The following is an 18,857-nucleotide window of genomic DNA, read 5'->3' as shown; positions in this document are numbered from 1 at the left end:
TGATTTGTGGCCGACGCTTGAGCCCTGTGGGGGCGAGCCTGTTCGCGAAGGGAGCAACTCGGTCCATGGGCTAGCCGAATCGATAGATGTCCATGCCCAACGCACCCATGGTGAACCCCTGATGGGCAACGCTGAACGGCCCACCGGCGGCACGGGCAAAGTACAGCGGCAACAAGTGCTCGTCGCTGGGATGGTTGCGCACGGCATTCGGTGCCTGCGCACGATAGTCGTGTAGCGCGGCTTCGTCGTTCGCCGCGAGTTTGTCGATCATCCAGTCGCGAAACGCCAGAGCCCAGGGCTCAACACTCTCGGGAGCGGCATGCCAATCCAGTTCCCGCAGGTTGTGGGTGATACTGCCTGAGCCGATCAGCAGGACTCCGTGCTCGCGCAGGCTGGCCAGCGCGTGGCCAACGCGGGTCTGCAGGGCGGGGCCGCCCCGGGTGGGCAACGAAACCTGGACAATCGGGATGTCTGCCTGCGGGTACATCAGCGATAAAGGCACCCAGACGCCATGGTCGAAAGGCCGATTGCTGTCGACACGTGCTGGAAAGCCAGCGGTTTTCAATAACCCGGCAACCTCTGCGGCGAGTCGTGGGTCGCCTGGGGCTGGGTACTGCACTTCGAACAAGGCTTTGGGAAAGCCACCGAAGTCATGCCAGGTTTCCGGTTGTGGATTGCCGCTGACCAGCAGCTCATCGCTTTCCCAGTGTGCGGAAACAATCACGATGGCTTTTGGCTTCGGTATCTCGGCGGCCAGGCGGGCGAGTGCCGGTCCGCTGGCGCCGGGTTCCAGGGCAAGCATGGGGGAGCCGTGGGATATGTACAGGCTGGGGAACATGAATGAGCTCCTGAGAGTTAAGATGCAACATCTTCAGTCAGATCATTAATCTAAATCTAATATAAGTTTTAGGGTGTTTTGATCGAATTTTCGGGGTTATTTATGCAGCCGGAGTTTTGGCACAAAAAGTGGGCGGCGAACCAGATCGGCTTTCACCTGCCGCAGGTGAACCCTCATCTGAAGCGGTTCTGGCCGGCGTTAAGCCTTGAAGAAGGCGCGCGCGTGTTGGTGCCGTTATGTGGAAAAAGCCTGGATTTGCTGTGGCTCGCCCATCAAGGCCATGAGGTCTTGGGAGTAGAGCTGTCGGAAAAAGCCGTCGAGGAGTTTTTCAGCGAGCATGGCTTTGATCCGGCCGTCAGCGAGCAGGGGCCGTTCAAGGTTTATCGGGCAGGTTCCATTGAGCTGTGGTGCGGCGATTTCTTCGAGCTGACGGCAGGCGATGTTGCCGATTGCTCCGCGCTTTATGATCGCGCGGCGTTGATCGCGTTGCCGGCGGAAATGCGCGAGCGCTACGCCGCCCATTTGAAGCGGATACTGCCGAAGGAGTCCCTTGGCCTGGTGATTACCCTGGACTATGACCAGGCGCAAATGTCCGGCCCGCCGTTTGCCGTGCTCGATGATGAGGTGCGGCGGTTGTTCGGGGACTCGTGGACGCTGAAGATCCTGGAAGATCAGGATGTATTGAGTGAAGGCGGGAAATTCCTGGAGGCGGGTGTTACGAGGCTTGAGGAGCGGGTGTATCGGGTTTCCACGCGGTAATTTGTAGCGACAGTTCTGGCCTCATCGCGAGCAGGCTCGCTCCTACAAGGGGTCTGCATCGTTCACAAATCACCTGTAGGAGTGAGCCTGCTCGCGATGAGGCCCTCACACATACCAATAATTAGCCGACAAAAAAGGCCCGCATCGCTGCGGGCCTTTTTTTTTGCTGTGGAGCCTCTTAGCCCCGGCGACGAGCCAGCGCATCGATACGTTCTTCCAGCGGCGGGTGGCTCATGAACATGCGAGCGAACCCTTGCTTGATGCCACCGTTGATGCCGAAGGCATTCAGGGTGTCGGGCATGTGCACCGGCAGTCCCTGTTCCGCCCGCAGGCGTTGCAGGGCGCCAATCATCGCGGCGGTACCGGCCAGGTTTGCACCGGCTTCGTCGGCCCGGAATTCACGCTTGCGCGAGAACCACATGACGATGGCGCTGGCCAGGATGCCCAGAACCAGTTCGGCGAAGATAGTCGCCACGTAGTAGGCAATGCCCTGGCCTTCTTCGTTCTTGAAGATCACCTTGTCGACGAAATTGCCGATGATCCGTGCGAAGAACATCACGAAGGTGTTCACCACGCCCTGAATCAACGCCAGGGTAACCATGTCGCCATTGGCCACGTGACCGATTTCGTGGGCCAGGACGGCTTTCACTTCATCAGGCGAGAAGCGTTCGAGCAATCCCTGGCTGACCGCGACCAATGCGTCGTTCTTGTTCCAGCCGGTAGCGAAGGCGTTCGCCTCGTAGGCCGGGAAGATACCGACTTCGGGCATCTTGATCCCGGCTTCGCGGGACAGTTGCTCGACGGTTTGCAGCAGCCATTGCTCGTGACGGGTGCGTGGCTGGGTGATGATCTGGGTGCTGGTACTCATTTTCGCCATCCACTTGGAGATGAACAGCGAGAACAAGGAACCTGCGAAACCAAAGACCGCACAGAAGATCAGCAGCTGATTGAGGTTGAGGTCAACCCCATTGGCCGCCATGAACCCGTTGAAGCCGAAAAGGCTCAGGGTGATGCTGGCAATCAGCACGACCGCCAGGTTAGTGGCCAAGAACAGCAGGATGCGCATCATGGTTGTAGAAATCTCCTCATGCTAAAGATGTAGCGTACTGCGGGGTATATAAAGTGCTGCACCGGGGTATTCAACCGGGTGACTATTTCAAACTGTGTCCTACGGCAACAGTCTAGCTGCTTGCAGGGCATTTCCGACAAGTATGCGGGAAGTGTTTGTCAGTCAATTCGTGTCGAAGGCCCCGCCTTTGTTAGGCGCGAGCAGGCAAGGCGCTGTCCGGCAGCGACAAAGCGACTGCCAGTGGCGCAATGCAAACAAATGTTGCCGGATGAATCACCGTGCGACGTTCGGGGGCGTCGCACGGTGACAGATCACTTACTGGCGGTAGGACTTGAGGAAGCCGCCGATGCGTCCGATGGCCATCTCCAGCTCATCGACACGCGGCAGGGTCACGACGCGGAAGTGGTCTGGCCATGGCCAGTTGAACGCAGTGCCTTGAACCACCAGCAGCTTTTCGGAGAGCAGCAGGTCGAGGACGAATTTTTCGTCGTTATGGATCGGGCAGACCTTGGGGTCGATCCGTGGGAATGCATATAGCGCGCCCATTGGCTTGACGCAGCTCACGCCCGGAATGTCGTTGAGCAACTCCCAGGTGCGGTTGCGTTGCTCCAGCAGGCGGCCCTGCGGCAACACCAGGTCATTGATGCTCTGATAGCCACCCAGGGCGGTCTGGATCGCATGCTGGCTCGGCACGTTGGCGCACAGACGCATGTTCGCCAGCATGTCGATGCCTTCGATGTAGCTCTGGGCGTGGTGTTTCGGGCCGGAAATGGCGATCCAGCCGGAACGGAAACCGGCCACGCGATAGGACTTGGACAGACCGTTGAAGGTCAGGCAGAGCAGGTCGGGCGCCAGGGAGGCGGTGCAGATGTGCACGGCATCGTCGTAGAGAATCTTGTCGTAGATCTCGTCGGAGAACACCACCAGATTGTGCTGGCGGGCCAGTTCCAGCATGCCCAGCAGCACTTCCTTCGAATACACCGCGCCGGTCGGGTTGTTCGGGTTGATGATCACCAGGGCCTTGGTGTTCGGGGTGATCTTGGCCTTGATGTCGGCCAGGTCCGGCCACCAGTTGGCTTGCTCGTCGCACAGGTAATGCACCGGATTGCCGCCGGACAGGCTCACGGCTGCGGTCCACAACGGATAGTCCGGCGCCGGCACCAGCACTTCGTCGCCATTGTTGAGCAGGGCCTGCATCGACATCACGATCAGTTCGGAAACGCCGTTGCCCAGGTAAATGTCTTCAATGCCGACGCCTTCCACCTGCTTTTGCTGGTAGTACTGCATCACGGCCTTGCGCGCACTGAACAGGCCCTTGGAATCGCTGTAGCCCTGGGCGGTCGGCAGGTTGCGGATCACGTCCTGGAGAATTTCATCCGGCGCTTCGAAACCAAAAGGCGCCGGGTTGCCGATGTTCAGCTTGAGGATGCGATGGCCTTCCTCTTCCAGGCGCTTGGCGTGCTTGAGCACCGGGCCGCGAATGTCGTAGCAGACGTTGGCGAGCTTGTTCGATTTGCTGACCTGCATGGCGATGTGTTCCCGAAAATGAACGATCCAGACGGCGTTTGGGCAACCGTGCTGGGAATCCTGCGTATTCACACAGGCCTGACGCCTTGAGATGCAGCACCCATATTTCCGTTTGAATGCGCGTGGACTGGCTGCCAGACTGGCGTTTGACGAGGCGCAATCATACGTGCCGCCCGATCCGTGGAAAAGGTACAGATCGGGCTTTTTCAGCCGCTGAGGTGTGATGATGGAAAAGTTGGAAAAAACCCTGGAAGAATGGAAGGCGATGCTCGACCCAGAGCAGTACAACGTGTGCCGCCTCAAAGGCACCGAACGTCCGTTTTCCGGCAAATACAACGCCACCAAGACCGACGGTATCTACCACTGCATCTGCTGTAACGAGCCGTTGTTCGACTCCAGCACCAAGTTCGATTCCGGCTGCGGCTGGCCAAGTTTCTACGCACCGATCGGTGACAGCGCCATGACCGAAATCCGTGATGTCAGCCACGGCATGATCCGCACCGAAGTGGTCTGCGCCAAGTGCGACGCGCACCTGGGGCATGTATTCCCCGATGGTCCGCCGCCGACCGGTCTGCGCTATTGCATCAACTCAGTGTGCCTGGACCTGGTGCCCCGCGCGTAATGCGAGCCCTGTAGGAGCAGCCTTCGGCAGCTCCTACAGTTGGTCAGTGTTTTGATTAATTAAATTGCACGCAATTCAATTGCTCGCTATTTTGTTATATCTTCCATTCACTCGGACCCTCAAACATGAGCGACAACCTGCTGAGCATCCCTTGCACCACCATCAAGGGTGAGCAAAAGACCCTGGCGGATTTCGCCGGCAAGGCCGTGCTGGTGGTCAACACGGCCAGCAAATGCGGTTTCACTCCGCAGTACAAAGGCCTGGAAGAACTGTGGCAGACCTACAAGGACCAGGGCCTTGTGGTGCTCGGTTTTCCCTGCAACCAGTTCGGCAAGCAAGAGCCGGGCAACGAAGGGGCGATCTCCGAATTCTGCGAGATGAACTTCGGTGTCAGCTTCCCGTTGTTCAAAAAGATCGACGTAAACGGTGCCGACGCCCATCCGCTGTTCGTGCAATTGAAAAAGCGCGCACCGGGTGTGCTGGGTTCCCAGGGCATCAAGTGGAACTTCACCAAGTTCCTGATCGGCAAGGACGGGCAACTGGTCAAGCGCTTCGCCCCGGCGACCAAGCCGCAGGACCTGACCCGCGAGATCGAAGCCCTGCTCAAATGAATACCTTGTCAGTCGATTCCCTGAAGCTCGACAGCCAGCTGTGTTTCAAGCTGTACGCCGCTTCCCGGGCGGTCATTCGCGCCTACAAGCCAATGCTCGATCAGTTGGGCCTGACTTACCCTCAGTACCTGGCGATGCTGGTGCTGTGGGAGTGGCAGCAATCGCCCCCGGAGCAGCCGACCGTCAAGGCGCTGGGCGAGCGCCTGGCCCTGGATTCCGGCACGCTGACACCGTTGCTCAAGCGCCTCGAACAACTGCAACTGGTGCAGCGTCAGCGTTCGGCGCGCGATGAGCGTGAAGTGCATCTGAGCCTGTCGCCAGCCGGCACGGCCCTGCGTGATCAGGTAGGGCCACTCAAGGCCCGCCTGTTGTGCGACAGCGGGGTCGATCTGAGCCGTCTCAATGATTTGCGCGATGGTCTCGATCACTTGTTGGGACAGATCAAGGCGCTGACGTAGCGCAGATCCACAAGTCCAGCAGGGCAGCCAGTTCTTCCCGCCGGAAGGGTTTGGCCAGGTAGTCACTCATGCCCGCGGCACGACAGCGTTCGCGCTCTTCCGACATGGCGTTGGCCGTCAGGGCGACGATGGGCAGTTGGGGCCAGCGTCCGCTGCGGCGGATTTGCCGGCTGGCCTCATAGCCGTCCATCACGGGCATGTTGCAGTCCATCAGCACCAGATCGAATTCCCGTTGTTCGAGTTGATCCAGGGCTTCGGCACCATGGGCCGCGGTGGTCACCTCGCAGCCGAGTTTACCGAGCATGCCCTTGGCCACCAGTTGGTTGACCGGATTATCTTCCACCAGCAGCACGCGCCCGCGGCGCGGCGGGCTTTGCGCGTCGAGTGGGGCATTGTTGATCGGGTGGGTTTGCGGTTGCAGGATTCGCCGCAACAACTGATGCAGCGTATTGCGTGCCAGGGGGCGGGCCTGCTGTTGCAAGGGGGCGAGGGCGTTGACCTCTTCGCTGGGCATGAAATTGCCATAAGCGGTAACCAGCAGGATCGGCGCGCTGAGGGTGGGGCGCAAATTGAACAGGCACTCGGGGCAGTCGGTGATGAGCACGTCGGCCGCCAGGCCAAGCAGTGGGTCATCCATGGAGCGCCGTTCATAGTCCAGTCCCCAGCCAGGTAACAGGCCGTTCAACAGTTCGCCCAGCCCGCTGCTGGCGGACGTGATGGCGATGACTTTGCCCTTGAGCGAAACAGCAGGCATTGCACGGGTATGGCTGGGCAATGGCAAGTCCGCGCAGAACTGGCTGCCAAAACCCGGCTCGGAGTCGATCGTCAGGCGCCCTTGCATGGCTTCGCAAAGGTTGTAGGTCAGTGCCAGGCCCAGCCCGGTGCCGCCAAATTGGCGGGTAATACCGGCGCCGGCCTGAGTGAAAGGCTGGAAAATTTTCACTTGGGCATCCAGCGGGATTCCGATGCCGGTGTCACACACTTCGATTCTGACGCCGTCCCCGAACGTCGACAGGCGCACGTCGACACGCCCGAAACGGGTGAACTTGAGGGCGTTGGACAGCAGATTACTGACGATCTGCCGCACCCGGGTCGGATCGCCGAGCACAAGTGTCGGGAAATGCGGATCGATCAGGCAGGTCAGTTCGACGCTGGGGGCGGCGTTCTGCGATAACAGGTTGGCAGTGTCTTCGATCAGCGAACCGAGGTCGAAGGGGATGTGTTCGAGTTCGAGTTGACCGGCATCGAACTTCGACAAGTCGAGAATATCGTTGAGCAATTCCACCAGCACTTTGCCCGAGTCATGGGCGATGGACAGCTGTTGCTGTTGTTCGGCAGTCAGCGGCCCGTCGAGGGACAGCGCGATCATCCCGAGCAAGCCATTGAGGGGCGTGCGGATTTCATGGCTCATGTTGGCCAGGAACACCGAGCGGGCGTCGGCCATGTCCAGTGCTGTGCTGCGAGCGACTTCCAGTTCCTCGTTGGATTGGCTCAGCCGGGCATTGATCGCGTTGAGTTCGGCAGTACGGGCCGAGACGATATTTTCCAGTTGGCCGAGATACTCGGTCAGGCGGTTTTCCGCATTGCGCCGCTGCTGGATTTCGGTGGCGATGTTTTTGAATTGCTGGTTGGCAACCTTGACCAACACGCCGATCTCATCGTCGGTGTGCCCGGCGGGACACTCCAGTGAGGTCGGCTCGGTGCTGCTCGGGTCGCGACCGCTGAGTTCGCGGATGACCCGCACCAGGGGTTTGGTCAGCATCACATAGAACAGCGCCAGCAGGATGCCGGACAGCAGCAGGCTGCGGGCGAAACCATTGAGCAGGGTCACTTCGGCCCGGCGCAGGAACCGGTCGCCGAAAGCGTAAGTATCGACGTTCAGTCGCAGCGTACCCAGGGATTCGTTGGGTAAATGATCCAGGTAAAGCCGGTCTTCGAACTGTCGGTTGGCACCGAACAGGAAGTCACTGAGCATCCGGTATCCGTTTTCCACACCAGGTCGCTTGACGCTGGCCAGCACAGTGCCGTTGTTGTCGGTCAGTTTCACACCAGTGATCGCTGGCGAGCGCAGCAGGCCCAGGGTCAGTTCCTTGGCGAGTTCGGCGTCGATGTTGTAGGCAATTCGCGAGGCCGGGTTGTGGCTGATTTCCAGTAATGAAAGGATTTCACGATTGATGGAGGCGTCTTCACTGGCATAATCGATGCCTATTTGCAGCAGGCTGAGCAGCGTGCCCAGAATGAAACCGACCAGCACGGTAAGCCGGGCTTGCTTGAATGACAGTCGGTTGGTGAATTTGATGTCCATGGAGGGGTGAACCACTTCCGTTTCCTTTCGCTGCTCAAGCATAGTCGATCATGCCTGCCTGTTGATGTTCTCGCGAGGCCTGTACTGCGAGGGCCACCGCTTGTGTGACGCTGTGTTTCGTCGCTGTATCACCATCATTACTGTGAACGTGCCCGAGGAGAAGTCGTGGATTCCCGATTGAATGCTTTTCTTGAACGCGCCGATGCCGTTCTGGCCCGTATCGAGCCGTTGCTGCCGGCCCCCCGGCCAGCCATCGACTGGACGCAATGCCTGGCCGCGCGCTGGCAGCGTGAGTCGAGCGGCGGTTATCTGATGCCGCTTCAGGTCTGCCTCGACATGCGCCTGTCGGACCTGATCGGCGTCGACCGGCAAGTCGAGCAGCTTGGGCGCAATACCCGACAGTTTCTCGATGGCATGCCGGCCAACCACGCCTTGCTCTGGGGCTCGCGCGGCACGGGCAAGTCGTCACTGGTGCGCGCCTTGTTGGCCGAGCACGCCCAAGCCGGTTTGCGCTTGATCGAGATTGAACGTGATCACCTGGCAGACCTGCCGCGAGTGGTCGAACAGATCGGCAAACTGCCCCAGCGTTTCGTGCTGTTTTGCGATGACCTTTCCTTCGAGTCGGGCGAGGGTGATTACCGAGTGCTCAAAAGCGTCCTCGATGGCTCGCTGGAACAGGCGCCGGACAACGTTTTGCTGTACGCCACGTCCAACCGTCGCCACCTGGTGCCGGAAAAGGAAAGCGACAACGAAAACTGGAAACGGGTCGACGGAGAATTGCATCCAAGCGAGGCGGTGGAAGACAAGATCGCGCTGTCGGACCGCTTCGGCCTGTGGCTGTCGTTCTATCCGTTTACCCAAGAACACTTCCTCGACGTCGTCGACCACTGGATCGGCCAGTTGGCCGGCAAGGCCGGACTGGCGTGGCAGCGCACCGAGGAACTGGACATTCTGGCGGTACGCTGGGCCACAGGCAGAGGCAATCGCAATGGACGTTGCGCTTATCAATTTGCCCGTTATTGGGTCGGGCTGAAACTGTTGGAGCACAAGGCATGATCGATTTACAAAAGAGCGGCCAGGGCCTCGAAGGCTACGGCATGCTGCACGCGCAACTGGAGTCCTTGCTGGCGGACGAGCGGGATTTCATCGCTAATGCCGCGCAGTTCTCGGCGTTTCTGTTCAATCAGCTCGATGACTTGAACTGGGCCGGCTTCTACCTCAACCGCCATGAAGAACTGGTGCTGGGGCCGTTTCAGGGGCAGATCGCTTGCGTGCGGATTCCGTTCGGTCGCGGCGTATGCGGGACAGCGGCAGCCACCTTGCAGACTCAGTTGGTCGAAGATGTGCACGCGTTTCCCGGTCACATTGCCTGCGACAGCGCCTCGAACAGCGAACTGGTGGTGCCGCTGGTCAAGGACGGCCGATTGATCGGCGTGCTCGATCTCGACAGTCCGAAACTGGCGCGTTTCACTGCACAGGACCAGGCAGGAATCGAACACCTGGCGGCGATTTTCCTGCGCCTGACCGACTGCTGATCAAGACTCCGGGCCTGCCTTGAGCAGCAGGCCTGACGCCGGTTTTCTCCATGACGGTCAACACCCTGCCGAGGGTCCGGGCATCGTCAAGGCTCTGTCACTTTGCCTTCGTCGTAATGCTCGATCTGACGTAGTAACGCGTCCTCCAGCTCAAGCATGGCGCACTCCATGGATTTGCAGCATGCAGCCACTTTTTCGCGATCGAAATCCTCATGGCAGGCTGCTTCAAGTGCCTCGCAGCGGTCGATCAAGCGGGATGCCTGCACTATCCGGGCTGCGCCTTTGATTTTGTGGGCAATGTCCTGCAGCGCCTGCGTATCCCCTGGGCTGGACAGTGCCAACAGTGTTTGCAGATCCTGGCGGTTGCTATTCGCCAACTCGTTGAGCAATCGCCGGTTCAACATCGGGTTGCCTCCGGTCATCAGTTTCAACCCGTGCAGGTTGAACGCCGGGGTTGCCTGGGTGGGCCCAATGCCTTCCACCCATTGACTCAAGGCACCGAGGCTGAGGGGTTTGAACAGGCAGTCGTCCATTCCCGCCTGTTTGCAGCGTTGTACTTCTTCCGGTTGGGCGTTGGCGGTAAAACCGAGAACGGTGCAGGGAGGACGATGGTTTTGTCGTTCATGCTGGCGAATGGCGCGGGCCAGCTCGTAACCGTTCATGACCGGCATGTTGCAATCGGCGATCACCAGATCAAACGGCTGGTCTTTCCATGCATCCAGTCCCTCCTGGCCATCGGCCGCGACGGTAAATCGATGTCCAAGAAACTCCAGTTGCTGGCACGTGAGCAAGCGATTGGCCGGGTGATCGTCGACTACCAGCACACTCAACGGGGTAGTGGCGACGATGATTTGCGTTTCGGCCACCTGGGCTGACTGTTGCAGCGGCAATGTTTCCAGCAGCAGCAACACCTCCACTTGAGTGCCGACGCCCGGCTCGCTGCGCAATTGCAGACTGCCGCCCATCATCTCGCAGAGGTTGCGGCTGATCACCAGCCCCAGCCCTGCGCCCCCCCTTGCCGATTGCATGGCGTTGTCGGCCTGGGCGAAGGGTTCGAACAGGTGCTGTTGATCCTGTTCGCTGATCCCGATACCACTGTCGTGAACCTGCACCTGCATCTGCACGCGCCCGGATTGCGTTGCCGGCTGCAGATCGACAATGACCCGGACCTGACCTTGCTCGGTAAACTTGATGGCATTGCTGATCAGGTTGGACAGCACTTGCTTGAAGCGCAAAGGGTCCAGCAACACATCGAAGGTCGGGTTGGCCGATGGGAACTCAAGTACCAGCTCGAGCTCCTTCTGTCGGGCCAGACCATCGAAAATCCGCACGACCGAGGCTACGAGTTCACCCGGAATAACGCGCTCCGGGCTCAGGCTCAAGCGTCCTGATTCGATTCTGGCAATGTCTAGAATGTCGCCAATCAGCTCCAGCAACCCTTTCGCCGAGTTGTACGCGACATCGATGGCCGCACGCTCCGGGTGCTGATGATCAAGACGCTTGAGTGTCAGTTCAAGCATGCCAATGATTGCATTCATCGGCGTGCGGATCTCATGGCTCATCGTGGCCAGAAACGTGCTTTTGGCCCGGTTGGCGTTATCGGCACGTTCTTTCGCGCAACGCAGATCATCGAGCAGTTGCCGCCGTTCGCTGATATCGATCCAGCCACCGATAATGCCTTGCACTTTTGCGCTGGAGTCCCGATAGGGAAGAATCCAGTGATAGATCGTCAGCCGCCGGCCGCCAATGTGCAGTTCGCGATCGACGATCAAAGGCCTGCCCTCGGCCACCACGCGTTGGTAGTCAGCCTGGTACTCCCGGGCTTCGAATACATTGCTCATCGATCCCTGCATGACACTTTTGCCGATGACATCTTCACGCCTGGCGCTGAACGCTTGCAGGTAGCTGTCGTTGCAACTTTGCAGTAGCCCCTGGCGATCACGTACGTAGATCGGATGGGGCGTGCCATTGACCAGCGATCGCATGAACTCGAACTGATCGTTCAACGCACGCTCGGCGGCCTTGCGTTGCTTGATCTGGCGTCGCATGTAGTCGTTCCACGCAATGGAAATCAGCAACAGCACGCCGGCACCGATGACGATCTGATAGAACAGTCGTTGATAGTTGCGCCAGGTGTTTTGCGAAGACGCCGAATAGCCGCGCCAACGGCTGTTGATGATGCCCAGCTCTTCCGGCGAGATGCTGAGTAACGCCTTGTCGAGAATCGCGTTCAGCTCTTTGGCGCCCTGAGCGGTGGCAAGGGAAAACGCTGCCTGCTCGGTGCCGATGGTGGTGCTGATTTGCAGTGTGTGCTCGAACAGTCGCGACGAAATGAAGTAATTGGCAATGATCAGTGAGTTCACCGCGCCCTCGGCCTGGCCTCCGGCGAGTAACTCTACGGCGCTGAAGGTGTCCGGGGCTTCGATCAACTTGATCCGGGGAAATTCTCTGCGCAGGTAGTCCATGAGTGGATTGCCGCGGGCAATGGCCAGGCGCTTGTCCTGCAACTGCACGAGGTTGGTCGGGCTGTCGGCGGCTTTGCGGGTCAGCAGGACGTAGGAATTTTCCAGAAAGGGTCGGGTAAAGTTCAGTTGGGTTTGACGTTGCGCGCTGGGAAGCAACGCGGCGATCACATCGGCCTTGTTGTCCTTGATCTGTTTGATCATCTCGTCATCGCTCCGACTGTGCCGGATGTCAAAGCGCAAGCCGGTGCGCAGCCTGATCAGCTCAAGCAAATCTGCGGTGACCCCGCGAAAGTTGCCGTTGCTATCGAAAAACGTCAGTGGCGCAAAGGCTTCGTTGACGACGACGCGCACTATCGGGTGGCGTGCCAGCCAGCGTTCTTCCCGTTCAGTGAGTTGCAATTTTTGATCGGTCAGCAGAATGTCGCTACCGGCGCTCCAGCGTTTGGCGATGTTTTCTCGCTCACTGGAGGGGATGGCCGTGATCGTCGCGTTGATGATGCCAAGCAGCTCGGGGTTGTTCCTGTTAACGGCGAAGCTGAAACCATAGGCTTCATGTTTGCCGAAGTTGGCCATCCGGATGTTGTTCAGGTATCCCTTGTTGATCATGTAGTGAGTTGAAATGGTATCACCGAGAAACACGTCCGCCTGATCGAAAGCAACGGCGTTGATTGCATTCTGGTAGGAGGGATAGGACGTGATGATCGCCTTCGGGTACAACGCCCTGACTTCCGTCAGCGGCAAATAGTGATACACCATGCTCAGGCGCAATCCGGCCAGGCCATCGGTGAGGGATCGGGTTTCCCCTTCGCGGGTCACCAATACGGGTTGGTCGACGGCATAGGGTATCGACAGTGCAATGTCGGCATTGCCAGCTTCGAATCCATTGGCGGTGCCTAGCAGATCGACTTCGCCGCTTTCCAGTGCAGCGATCGCGGCCCCTCGGGAATCGAAACGCTGAACCGTGACGGGCAAACCGGTTATTTTTCCCAGAAGACCCGCGTAATCGGCGGTAAACCCTTCATAGTCCTGCCCACTGGTGGTCAGGTCGAAAGGGGGGTAGTCCGGGGCCGACGTTCCGAGCGTCAGTTCATGTTTTTGCTTTATCCATTGCCGTTGGGATTCATCCAGTCGAACCTCCATTGCTCCGGCCTTCGAACGGCTGAGCAGCGTGTAGCGTTCACTGTTCGGAGCCCCAAACAACGAGGTGCTCACGCATAGACCTGCAGTCACCTGTATCAGATAAACCTTCAAACGGCTGGGCATCGAGGATCTCACACTAGCGCGTTTCGTTTAGCCATCTCGATGAGTTCAACCAGGGATTTGGCTTTGAGCTTCTGCATGAGGCGCTTTTTGTAGGTGCTCACGGTCTTGTTGCTCAGAAACATTCCCTTGGCGATTTCCTTGTTTGTGCGACCTTGCGCAAAAAGTTGCAAGACCATCAGTTCCCGGTCGTTTACGGATTTGAACAGTTCCAGTTCGATGCAGCGTGTTTCATCTCCGCGGATGGGGTTCAAGGCCTCGCTCGGAAAATAGTTGTAACCTGCAAATACCGCTTTTATGGCGCTGACCAGTTCACTGATGTCCTCTTGTTTGCAGACATAGCCCGAGGCACCGGATTGCATGCAACGAATGCCGAAAAGTGTCGGGCATTGTGCTGTCAGTACCAGTGTTTTAATAGGTGTATTCATTGCGTTGAATCGGGATAGCACTTCCAGGCCATCCAGTTTTGGAATGCTGATGTCGAGAATGACCAGATCGGGCATGCATTCGCGAACCATCTGCATGGCGTCGACCCCATTGTCAGTTTCGCCGACGACTTTGTAACCTTCATGCTCCAGCAGCATTCGAACGGCAAGGCGGATAACCGGGTGATCGTCGACAATAAAAACGGAGTTCATAATCAAGTCCCATGCGAGCTCAAATAAAGCGCGCACCTTAGCTCAGATACTTGAAGGGCCGCATGAACTGACCGAGCTGTAGCAGCAATATAGGAGAAATCCTACAAATTAAAAGGAATGGGACTACGTATCAACTAGGTTTCTTATTAGGAAGGCTAGGGAAGTCCAGCGCTTTGGTGCACTTTGGAAGGAGGTTGTTTGTAAGTTTTACGCTGTATGTTTTCCGGCTTTTATATGTTTCTTTTTTCTATAGTGGTGCTGAGGTCAACAAGTCTCTAAATTCAGATTGTTTCAGTGGTTTTATCAAGTATCCCAATAATGGCAGCCCGTAATCAGTGGCCGTTTTTACAAGCTCATCCAATTCAGACGTTGTCAGGCTACTCAGAATGATCGCCTGTCTGATCAGCCTTCGCTGGCTGGCGAACCGGACCAGATCGAGTCCCGTCAGATCGGGCAGGCATTGATCGCATAAAAGAATGTCGAACGGTTGGTCCGCCCCGAGCATTTGCTGCATGGCGCTTTTGGCGCTATCGGAGGTAGTCAGCCGGGTGAAACCATAACTTTCCAGCAAGTACTGAGTGGCTATTAGTTGAAAGGGATGGTCTTCCACCACGAGGATGCGTAGATCGTCTTCGGCCATGGGGCGCACTTCATCTGTCGAACAGAAGGGAGGGCGATTGTTTCGCGAGAGTGCCGGACAAGCGATCAGTTTGCTCGACAGGTGCTGTAGGGCGATTCGACGAAACTTGAGTGCTGTTGGAGTTTGAAGGGGGGATCAGCCATTACGAATGCCGTAATGGCTGATCAATCGATACACCTCAGTGGCTGGCGCGTCCGGTCATTTCCAAGGCCATGTCACTGGCATAGCTGTCGGTCATGCCGGCGATGAAATCAATCATGCGCAAAAACGAAGTGTGCAATGGGCCGTGAGGGTCGGGTGCATTGTTGCCCAGCAGATCAAGGATACGACGGCTCTTGAACGACGGCGTTCGTCCATTGTGTTGCTCCAGCGCTGCGCCGCAAAAGGCGTTGAGCAGGATTTCCAGTGTGGTGTAGGCACCGATCTCGTGCAGAGTCTTGCGCTTGTCCTGGAAGATTTTCTTGCGGGCCATGTCCTTGGCATTCAGCACGCAACGCTTGGCGGGACCGTGCATGTGTTCCACCAGGTCGCCGCAAAGCGTACCGGCCAACAGCGCATCCTGTTGCTCGACAAACGCCCGGGCCGCGGCATTGGTCAAGTGCTCGATGGCTTTACCGCGCAGGATCGCCAGTTTGCGTCGGCGCGAATCGCCGGGACCGAGCTGGCGGTAGGTCTCAGGCAAGTCATCGCCCACCAGGCCCAGCAGCAGGGACTCGACTTCGGCGTATTCCAGCAACTCCATTTCCAGGCCGTCTTCCAGGTCGATCAGTGCATAGCAGATGTCGTCGGCAGCCTCCATCAGGTACACCAGAGGATGTCGCGCCCAACGTTGCTCCTCCAGTTGTGGCAGGCCGAGTTTATGGGCGATCTGCTCAAGTAGCGGCAGCTCGCTCTGATAACAGCCGAACTTGTGTTTCTTGTAGCCCAGCGAGTCGGCGTGCCTGGCCGTCCATGGATACTTCAGGTACGTGCCCAGCGTTGCATAGGTCAGTCGGGTGCCGCCGTCGAACTGGTGATACTCCAGTTGAGTAAGTACCCGAAAGCCCTGGGCATTGCCTTCGAAGTTCAGGAAGTCATTGCGCTCGGCTTCACTCATTGCATCCAGCCAGCCACGGCCGGCGGCCTGCTGGAACCAGTGCCGGATCGCGTCTTCACCGGAATGGCCGAAAGGCGGGTTGCCGATGTCGTGTGCCAGGCAAGCCGATTGCACCACCATCCCCAGGTCGCTGGGTTCGCACCAGTCGGGCAGGGCATTGCGGATGGTTTCGCCGACCCGCATGCCCAGTGAGCGACCCACGCAACTGACTTCCAGCGAGTGGGTCAGGCGCGTATGGATGTGATCATTGCTGGACACCGGATGGACCTGGGTCTTGCGCCCGAGGCGGCGGAAAGCCCCCGAGAAAATGATGCGGTCGTGGTCTTTGTGAAAAGGGCTGCGGCCGAGCTCTTCAGGGCTGTGCAGAGGTTTTCCGAGGCGTTCGCGGGTAAGCAGAGTGTGCCAATCCAAGGCGGGGTCTCTCCGTCAGGTGACTGATAGCCTAGCTTCCCGTTTCGCGCCATGACCTGCAAGCGGAACTACAACTCGGCGAAACCGATATCGAGGCCTCCTTGCAAGATTTTTTTTGCAGGGTGCCTGTTGACCGGGTAGGCGCACAGGATTGCACCCCTCGATAGAGGGGCGCATCCCGTCGGCATGGCAAGAATACAGCCAGAAAAAACTGGTCAGTCTTTGCGCGAAGAGCCCTGCGTGATCAGCTTGATCAGCGGCGCCAGTGTGGCACCGAGCCGGACCAGCCGGGTCAGGCTGCTGAGGCCGCCGCCGTTTTTTGCACCCTTGCCGCTCAGAAAGCCCAGCAAGGTGACGGCGGCCACGCCCCAGAGTGGCGCGTGCTTGATACCAAAACCGTCCTGCAGGTTTTGTGTGATCCCGCGCACCCGCTGCAAAGGTTGTAGCAGTTGCGCGGATTCGTGGCGGATTTCCTGACGATGCATTTCCATGCGCAAGCGGATCAGGGCCTTGCGCATTTCCGTGCGTGAGCTGTTGTGTGGCAATTCAGGCAGGCTCATGGCAGCAGGCGCTCCCGATCGTTGGCCAGCTCTTGCAGTGTGCCGTGGAAGGGCGAGGACTCATCGAAAATTGCTGCTCTCAAACGCATTCCACAGAATATGGCGGCGAGGGTGTAGAACACACAGAGCCCGATGATGGCGGTCAGGCGATAGGTGTCCCAGAACACGATAAGCACCAGCGTCGACAACCCCACCAACAGCAGCAATGCAAACACCAGCGCCAGGCCGGCAAACAGCAGCAGGCTGACGGTGCGGGCTTTTTGTTCCTGCAATTCGATGCCGAACAGTTCGACATGGCTGTGCAGCAACCCAAGGAAGGCAGCGCCCAGGCGTCGCGATGAGGAGCTGCTGGTACCCGCTACAGACGGGCCGGATTCACCGATCGACATATCAGCGCCGGCTGGCCAGCAGGCCGATCAGGAAACCCACACCGGCCGCGATCCCGACGGATTGCCAAGGGTTGGCCTGGACATAGTCTTCAGTGGCGGTGACAGCCGCCTTGCCGCGTTCGCGCAGGGAGTCTTCGGTCAGTTTCAGGGTTTCACGGGCACGCAAGAGACTGTCGTGAATCTGCTCGCGCAATTCGTCGGCCTGATCGCCGGCCAGGGTCGCGGTGTGCTCCAGCAACCGTTCGGTGTCACTGACCAGTGTCTGAAAGTCGTTCATCAGGATTTCTTGGGCGGTCTTTGCCTGGGTGCGGGCCATGGTGGATCTCCTTAAGTGGCTTTCTGATGTGTTCGAGTATGAGCCTTCGGCGAAGGTTCAGTACAAATGACTGGTACAACTTTTGCTTTGTCGTGGTGCACCGGTTCGCATCATTGCGCTATGGCCGGGCATGATTTCAGTAAAACCGTAGGACCAACAATCAAAAACTCGCGTAAACGTCCGGGGCGCGTTTTTCCTGGAGGGCGTCCGTGCGCCAAAGTGGTTCAACGAGATCAGTGCGCTGATGCTTGGAAGCCGCAACTTGGTGCATGGACAGTCATCGCGAACTGCTTTGGTGCTTTTTTCTGCCATAAGGTCTGCCCATCCCATGGAAAACCTGCAAAGCGCTGTGGACACCCTGGTCCATAGCTCCAACACGCTGTTCATTCTGATCGGTGCGGTCATGGTTCTGGCCATGCACGCCGGTTTTGCCTTTCTCGAAGTCGGAACCGTGCGACAGAAAAACCAGGTCAATGCGTTGTCGAAAATCCTCAGTGACTTCGCCGTTTCGACACTGGCCTACTTCTTTATAGGCTATTGGATTTCCTATGGCGTGACATTCATGCAGCCAGCGGCCGTGCTCAATGCCGACCATGGCTATGGACTGGTGAAGTTTTTCTTCCTGCTGACCTTTGCCGCGGCGATCCCGGCGATCATTTCCGGCGGGATCGCCGAGCGCGCCCGGTTTGTCCCGCAATTGTGTGCAACCGCGTTGATTGTCGCGTTCATCTATCCGTTCTTCGAAGGCATGGTCTGGAATGGCAACCTGGGTTTGCAAGCCTGGTTGCTGGAGCGCTTCGGCGCCGGTTTCCATGATTTCGCAGGCTCCGTGGTGGTGCATGCCATGGGCGGTTGGCTGGCACTGGCGGCGGTGCTGTTGCTCGGGCCACGTAATGGCCGCTATCGCGAAGGTCGCCTGGTTGCGTTCGCGCCATCGAGCATCCCGTTTCTGGCGTTGGGCTCGTGGATCCTGATCGTTGGCTGGTTCGGCTTCAACGTCATGAGCGCGCAAACCCTGCAAGGTGTCAGCGGACTGGTGGCGGTGAACTCGCTGATGGCCATGGTGGGCGGTACGGTGGCGGCGTTGATTGTCGGGCGCAACGACCCCGGCTTTCTGCATAACGGTCCGTTGGCGGGGCTCGTGGCAATCTGTGCCGGTTCCGACCTGATGCATCCTGTGGGGGCGCTGGTCACCGGTGCCATCGCGGGGGCCCTGTTTGTCTGGTGCTTTACCGCGGCCCAAGGCAAATGGCGCATCGACGATGTATTGGGTGTGTGGCCGTTGCATGGCTTGTGCGGCGTGTGGGGCGGCATTGCCTGCGGCATTTTCGGTCAGAGCGCCTTGGGCGGGCTGGGTG

General features: G+C 58.4%; 18 protein-coding genes. 7 read left to right on the top strand and 11 right to left on the bottom strand.

What is annotated here, in order from left to right:
• Positions 1 to 70: 70 nt before the first annotated feature.
• Positions 71 to 838 carry a DODA-type extradiol aromatic ring-opening family dioxygenase gene (locus KGA83_RS20125; RefSeq protein WP_223530647.1) on the bottom strand — a complete coding sequence of 256 codons (768 nt, stop codon included), beginning with the start codon at positions 836 to 838 and terminating at the stop codon, positions 71 to 73.
• 102 nt (positions 839 to 940) lie between these two features.
• On the opposite strand from KGA83_RS20125, the gene KGA83_RS20120 reads away from it, so the two are divergent.
• Complete coding sequence (locus tag KGA83_RS20120) at positions 941 to 1,597, top strand: thiopurine S-methyltransferase (protein ID WP_223530645.1); 657 nt, start codon at positions 941 to 943, stop codon at positions 1,595 to 1,597.
• Between the two features lie 178 nt (positions 1,598 to 1,775).
• On the opposite strand, the gene htpX is transcribed toward KGA83_RS20120, so the two are convergent.
• Together htpX and KGA83_RS20110 are read right to left on the bottom strand one after the other, a co-directional pair.
• Positions 1,776 to 2,666, bottom strand: a complete 891-nt coding sequence (htpX, locus tag KGA83_RS20115; protein ID WP_007973520.1) for a protease HtpX — start codon at positions 2,664 to 2,666, stop codon at positions 1,776 to 1,778.
• Positions 2,667 to 2,981: 315 nt separating this feature from the next.
• Positions 2,982 to 4,193 carry a pyridoxal phosphate-dependent aminotransferase gene (locus KGA83_RS20110; protein WP_115948257.1) on the bottom strand — a complete coding sequence of 404 codons (1,212 nt, stop codon included), beginning with the start codon at positions 4,191 to 4,193 and terminating at the stop codon, positions 2,982 to 2,984.
• A gap of 226 nt (positions 4,194 to 4,419) precedes the next feature.
• On the opposite strand from KGA83_RS20110, the gene msrB reads away from it, so the two are divergent.
• The 3 genes from msrB (at position 4,420) to KGA83_RS20095 (ending at position 5,884) form a co-directional block, all read left to right on the top strand.
• On the top strand, positions 4,420 to 4,815 hold the full coding sequence (gene msrB / locus KGA83_RS20105) for a peptide-methionine (R)-S-oxide reductase MsrB (RefSeq protein WP_115948256.1): 396 nt from the start codon (positions 4,420 to 4,422) through the stop codon (positions 4,813 to 4,815).
• Between the two features lie 125 nt (positions 4,816 to 4,940).
• The gene (locus KGA83_RS20100; protein ID WP_115948255.1) at positions 4,941 to 5,426 is read left to right on the top strand and encodes a glutathione peroxidase; all 486 of its coding nucleotides are present in this window, start codon (positions 4,941 to 4,943) and stop codon (positions 5,424 to 5,426) included.
• Entirely contained in the window at positions 5,423 to 5,884 is a 462-nt protein-coding gene (locus KGA83_RS20095; protein WP_115948254.1) for a MarR family winged helix-turn-helix transcriptional regulator, read from the top strand. The genes KGA83_RS20100 and KGA83_RS20095 overlap by 4 nt, the downstream gene beginning before the upstream one ends.
• On the opposite strand, the gene KGA83_RS20090 is transcribed toward KGA83_RS20095, so the two are convergent.
• Positions 5,868 to 8,189: a response regulator gene (locus tag KGA83_RS20090; protein WP_115948253.1), complete on the bottom strand. Its 2,322-nt coding sequence runs from the start codon at positions 8,187 to 8,189 to the stop codon at positions 5,868 to 5,870. The two genes, KGA83_RS20095 and KGA83_RS20090, sit on opposite strands and share 17 nt — an antisense overlap.
• A 165-nt stretch (positions 8,190 to 8,354) precedes the next feature.
• Here KGA83_RS20090 and KGA83_RS20085 point away from each other — a divergent pair, with 165 nt between their 5' ends.
• Together KGA83_RS20085 and KGA83_RS20080 are read left to right on the top strand one after the other, a co-directional pair.
• Positions 8,355 to 9,245, top strand: coding sequence for an ATP-binding protein (locus KGA83_RS20085; RefSeq protein ID WP_223530643.1), 891 nt, complete (start codon positions 8,355 to 8,357; stop codon positions 9,243 to 9,245).
• On the top strand, positions 9,242 to 9,724 hold the full coding sequence (locus tag KGA83_RS20080; RefSeq protein WP_108219625.1) for a GAF domain-containing protein: 483 nt from the start codon (positions 9,242 to 9,244) through the stop codon (positions 9,722 to 9,724). Before KGA83_RS20085 ends, KGA83_RS20080 begins: the two co-directional genes overlap by 4 nt.
• 86 nt (positions 9,725 to 9,810) lie before the next feature.
• Here the strand turns inward: KGA83_RS20080 and KGA83_RS20075 are convergent, their stop codons facing one another.
• From KGA83_RS20075 to KGA83_RS20045, 7 genes are all read right to left on the bottom strand, one after another.
• Positions 9,811 to 13,452, bottom strand: coding sequence for a transporter substrate-binding domain-containing protein (locus KGA83_RS20075; RefSeq protein WP_223530641.1), 3,642 nt, complete (start codon positions 13,450 to 13,452; stop codon positions 9,811 to 9,813).
• Between the two features lie 8 nt (positions 13,453 to 13,460).
• Positions 13,461 to 14,087, bottom strand: coding sequence for a response regulator transcription factor (locus KGA83_RS20070; RefSeq protein WP_218427741.1), 627 nt, complete (start codon positions 14,085 to 14,087; stop codon positions 13,461 to 13,463).
• Positions 14,088 to 14,334: 247 nt separating this feature from the next.
• The gene (locus KGA83_RS20065) at positions 14,335 to 14,727 is read right to left on the bottom strand and encodes a response regulator (RefSeq protein ID WP_223530639.1); all 393 of its coding nucleotides are present in this window, start codon (positions 14,725 to 14,727) and stop codon (positions 14,335 to 14,337) included.
• 178 nt (positions 14,728 to 14,905) lie between these two features.
• Positions 14,906 to 16,234 (bottom strand): deoxyguanosinetriphosphate triphosphohydrolase, encoded by a 1,329-nt coding sequence (locus KGA83_RS20060; protein WP_108219621.1) that lies wholly within the window; start codon positions 16,232 to 16,234, stop codon positions 14,906 to 14,908.
• Between the two features lie 215 nt (positions 16,235 to 16,449).
• Positions 16,450 to 16,794: a hypothetical protein gene (locus tag KGA83_RS20055; RefSeq protein ID WP_108219620.1), complete on the bottom strand. Its 345-nt coding sequence runs from the start codon at positions 16,792 to 16,794 to the stop codon at positions 16,450 to 16,452.
• A complete protein-coding gene (locus KGA83_RS20050) occupies positions 16,791 to 17,183 on the bottom strand; it encodes a phage holin family protein (RefSeq protein ID WP_108219619.1) in 393 nt (130 codons plus the stop codon). The genes KGA83_RS20055 and KGA83_RS20050 overlap by 4 nt, the downstream gene beginning before the upstream one ends.
• Position 17,184: 1 nt before the next feature.
• Complete coding sequence (locus tag KGA83_RS20045) at positions 17,185 to 17,499, bottom strand: YqjD family protein (RefSeq protein WP_007983472.1); 315 nt, start codon at positions 17,497 to 17,499, stop codon at positions 17,185 to 17,187.
• 328 nt (positions 17,500 to 17,827) lie between these two features.
• Here KGA83_RS20045 and KGA83_RS20040 point away from each other — a divergent pair.
• The coding region (locus KGA83_RS20040; protein ID WP_223530637.1) for an ammonium transporter at positions 17,828 to 18,857 on the top strand (1,030 nt) is incomplete at its 3' end.

Source organism: Pseudomonas sp. GL-R-19, from assembly GCF_019956375.1.
In the GTDB taxonomy this organism is placed as follows: domain Bacteria; phylum Pseudomonadota; class Gammaproteobacteria; order Pseudomonadales; family Pseudomonadaceae; genus Aquipseudomonas.
The sequence above is the reverse complement of the archived record's forward strand: the minus strand, read 5'-3'. Positions and strand labels throughout refer to the sequence as shown.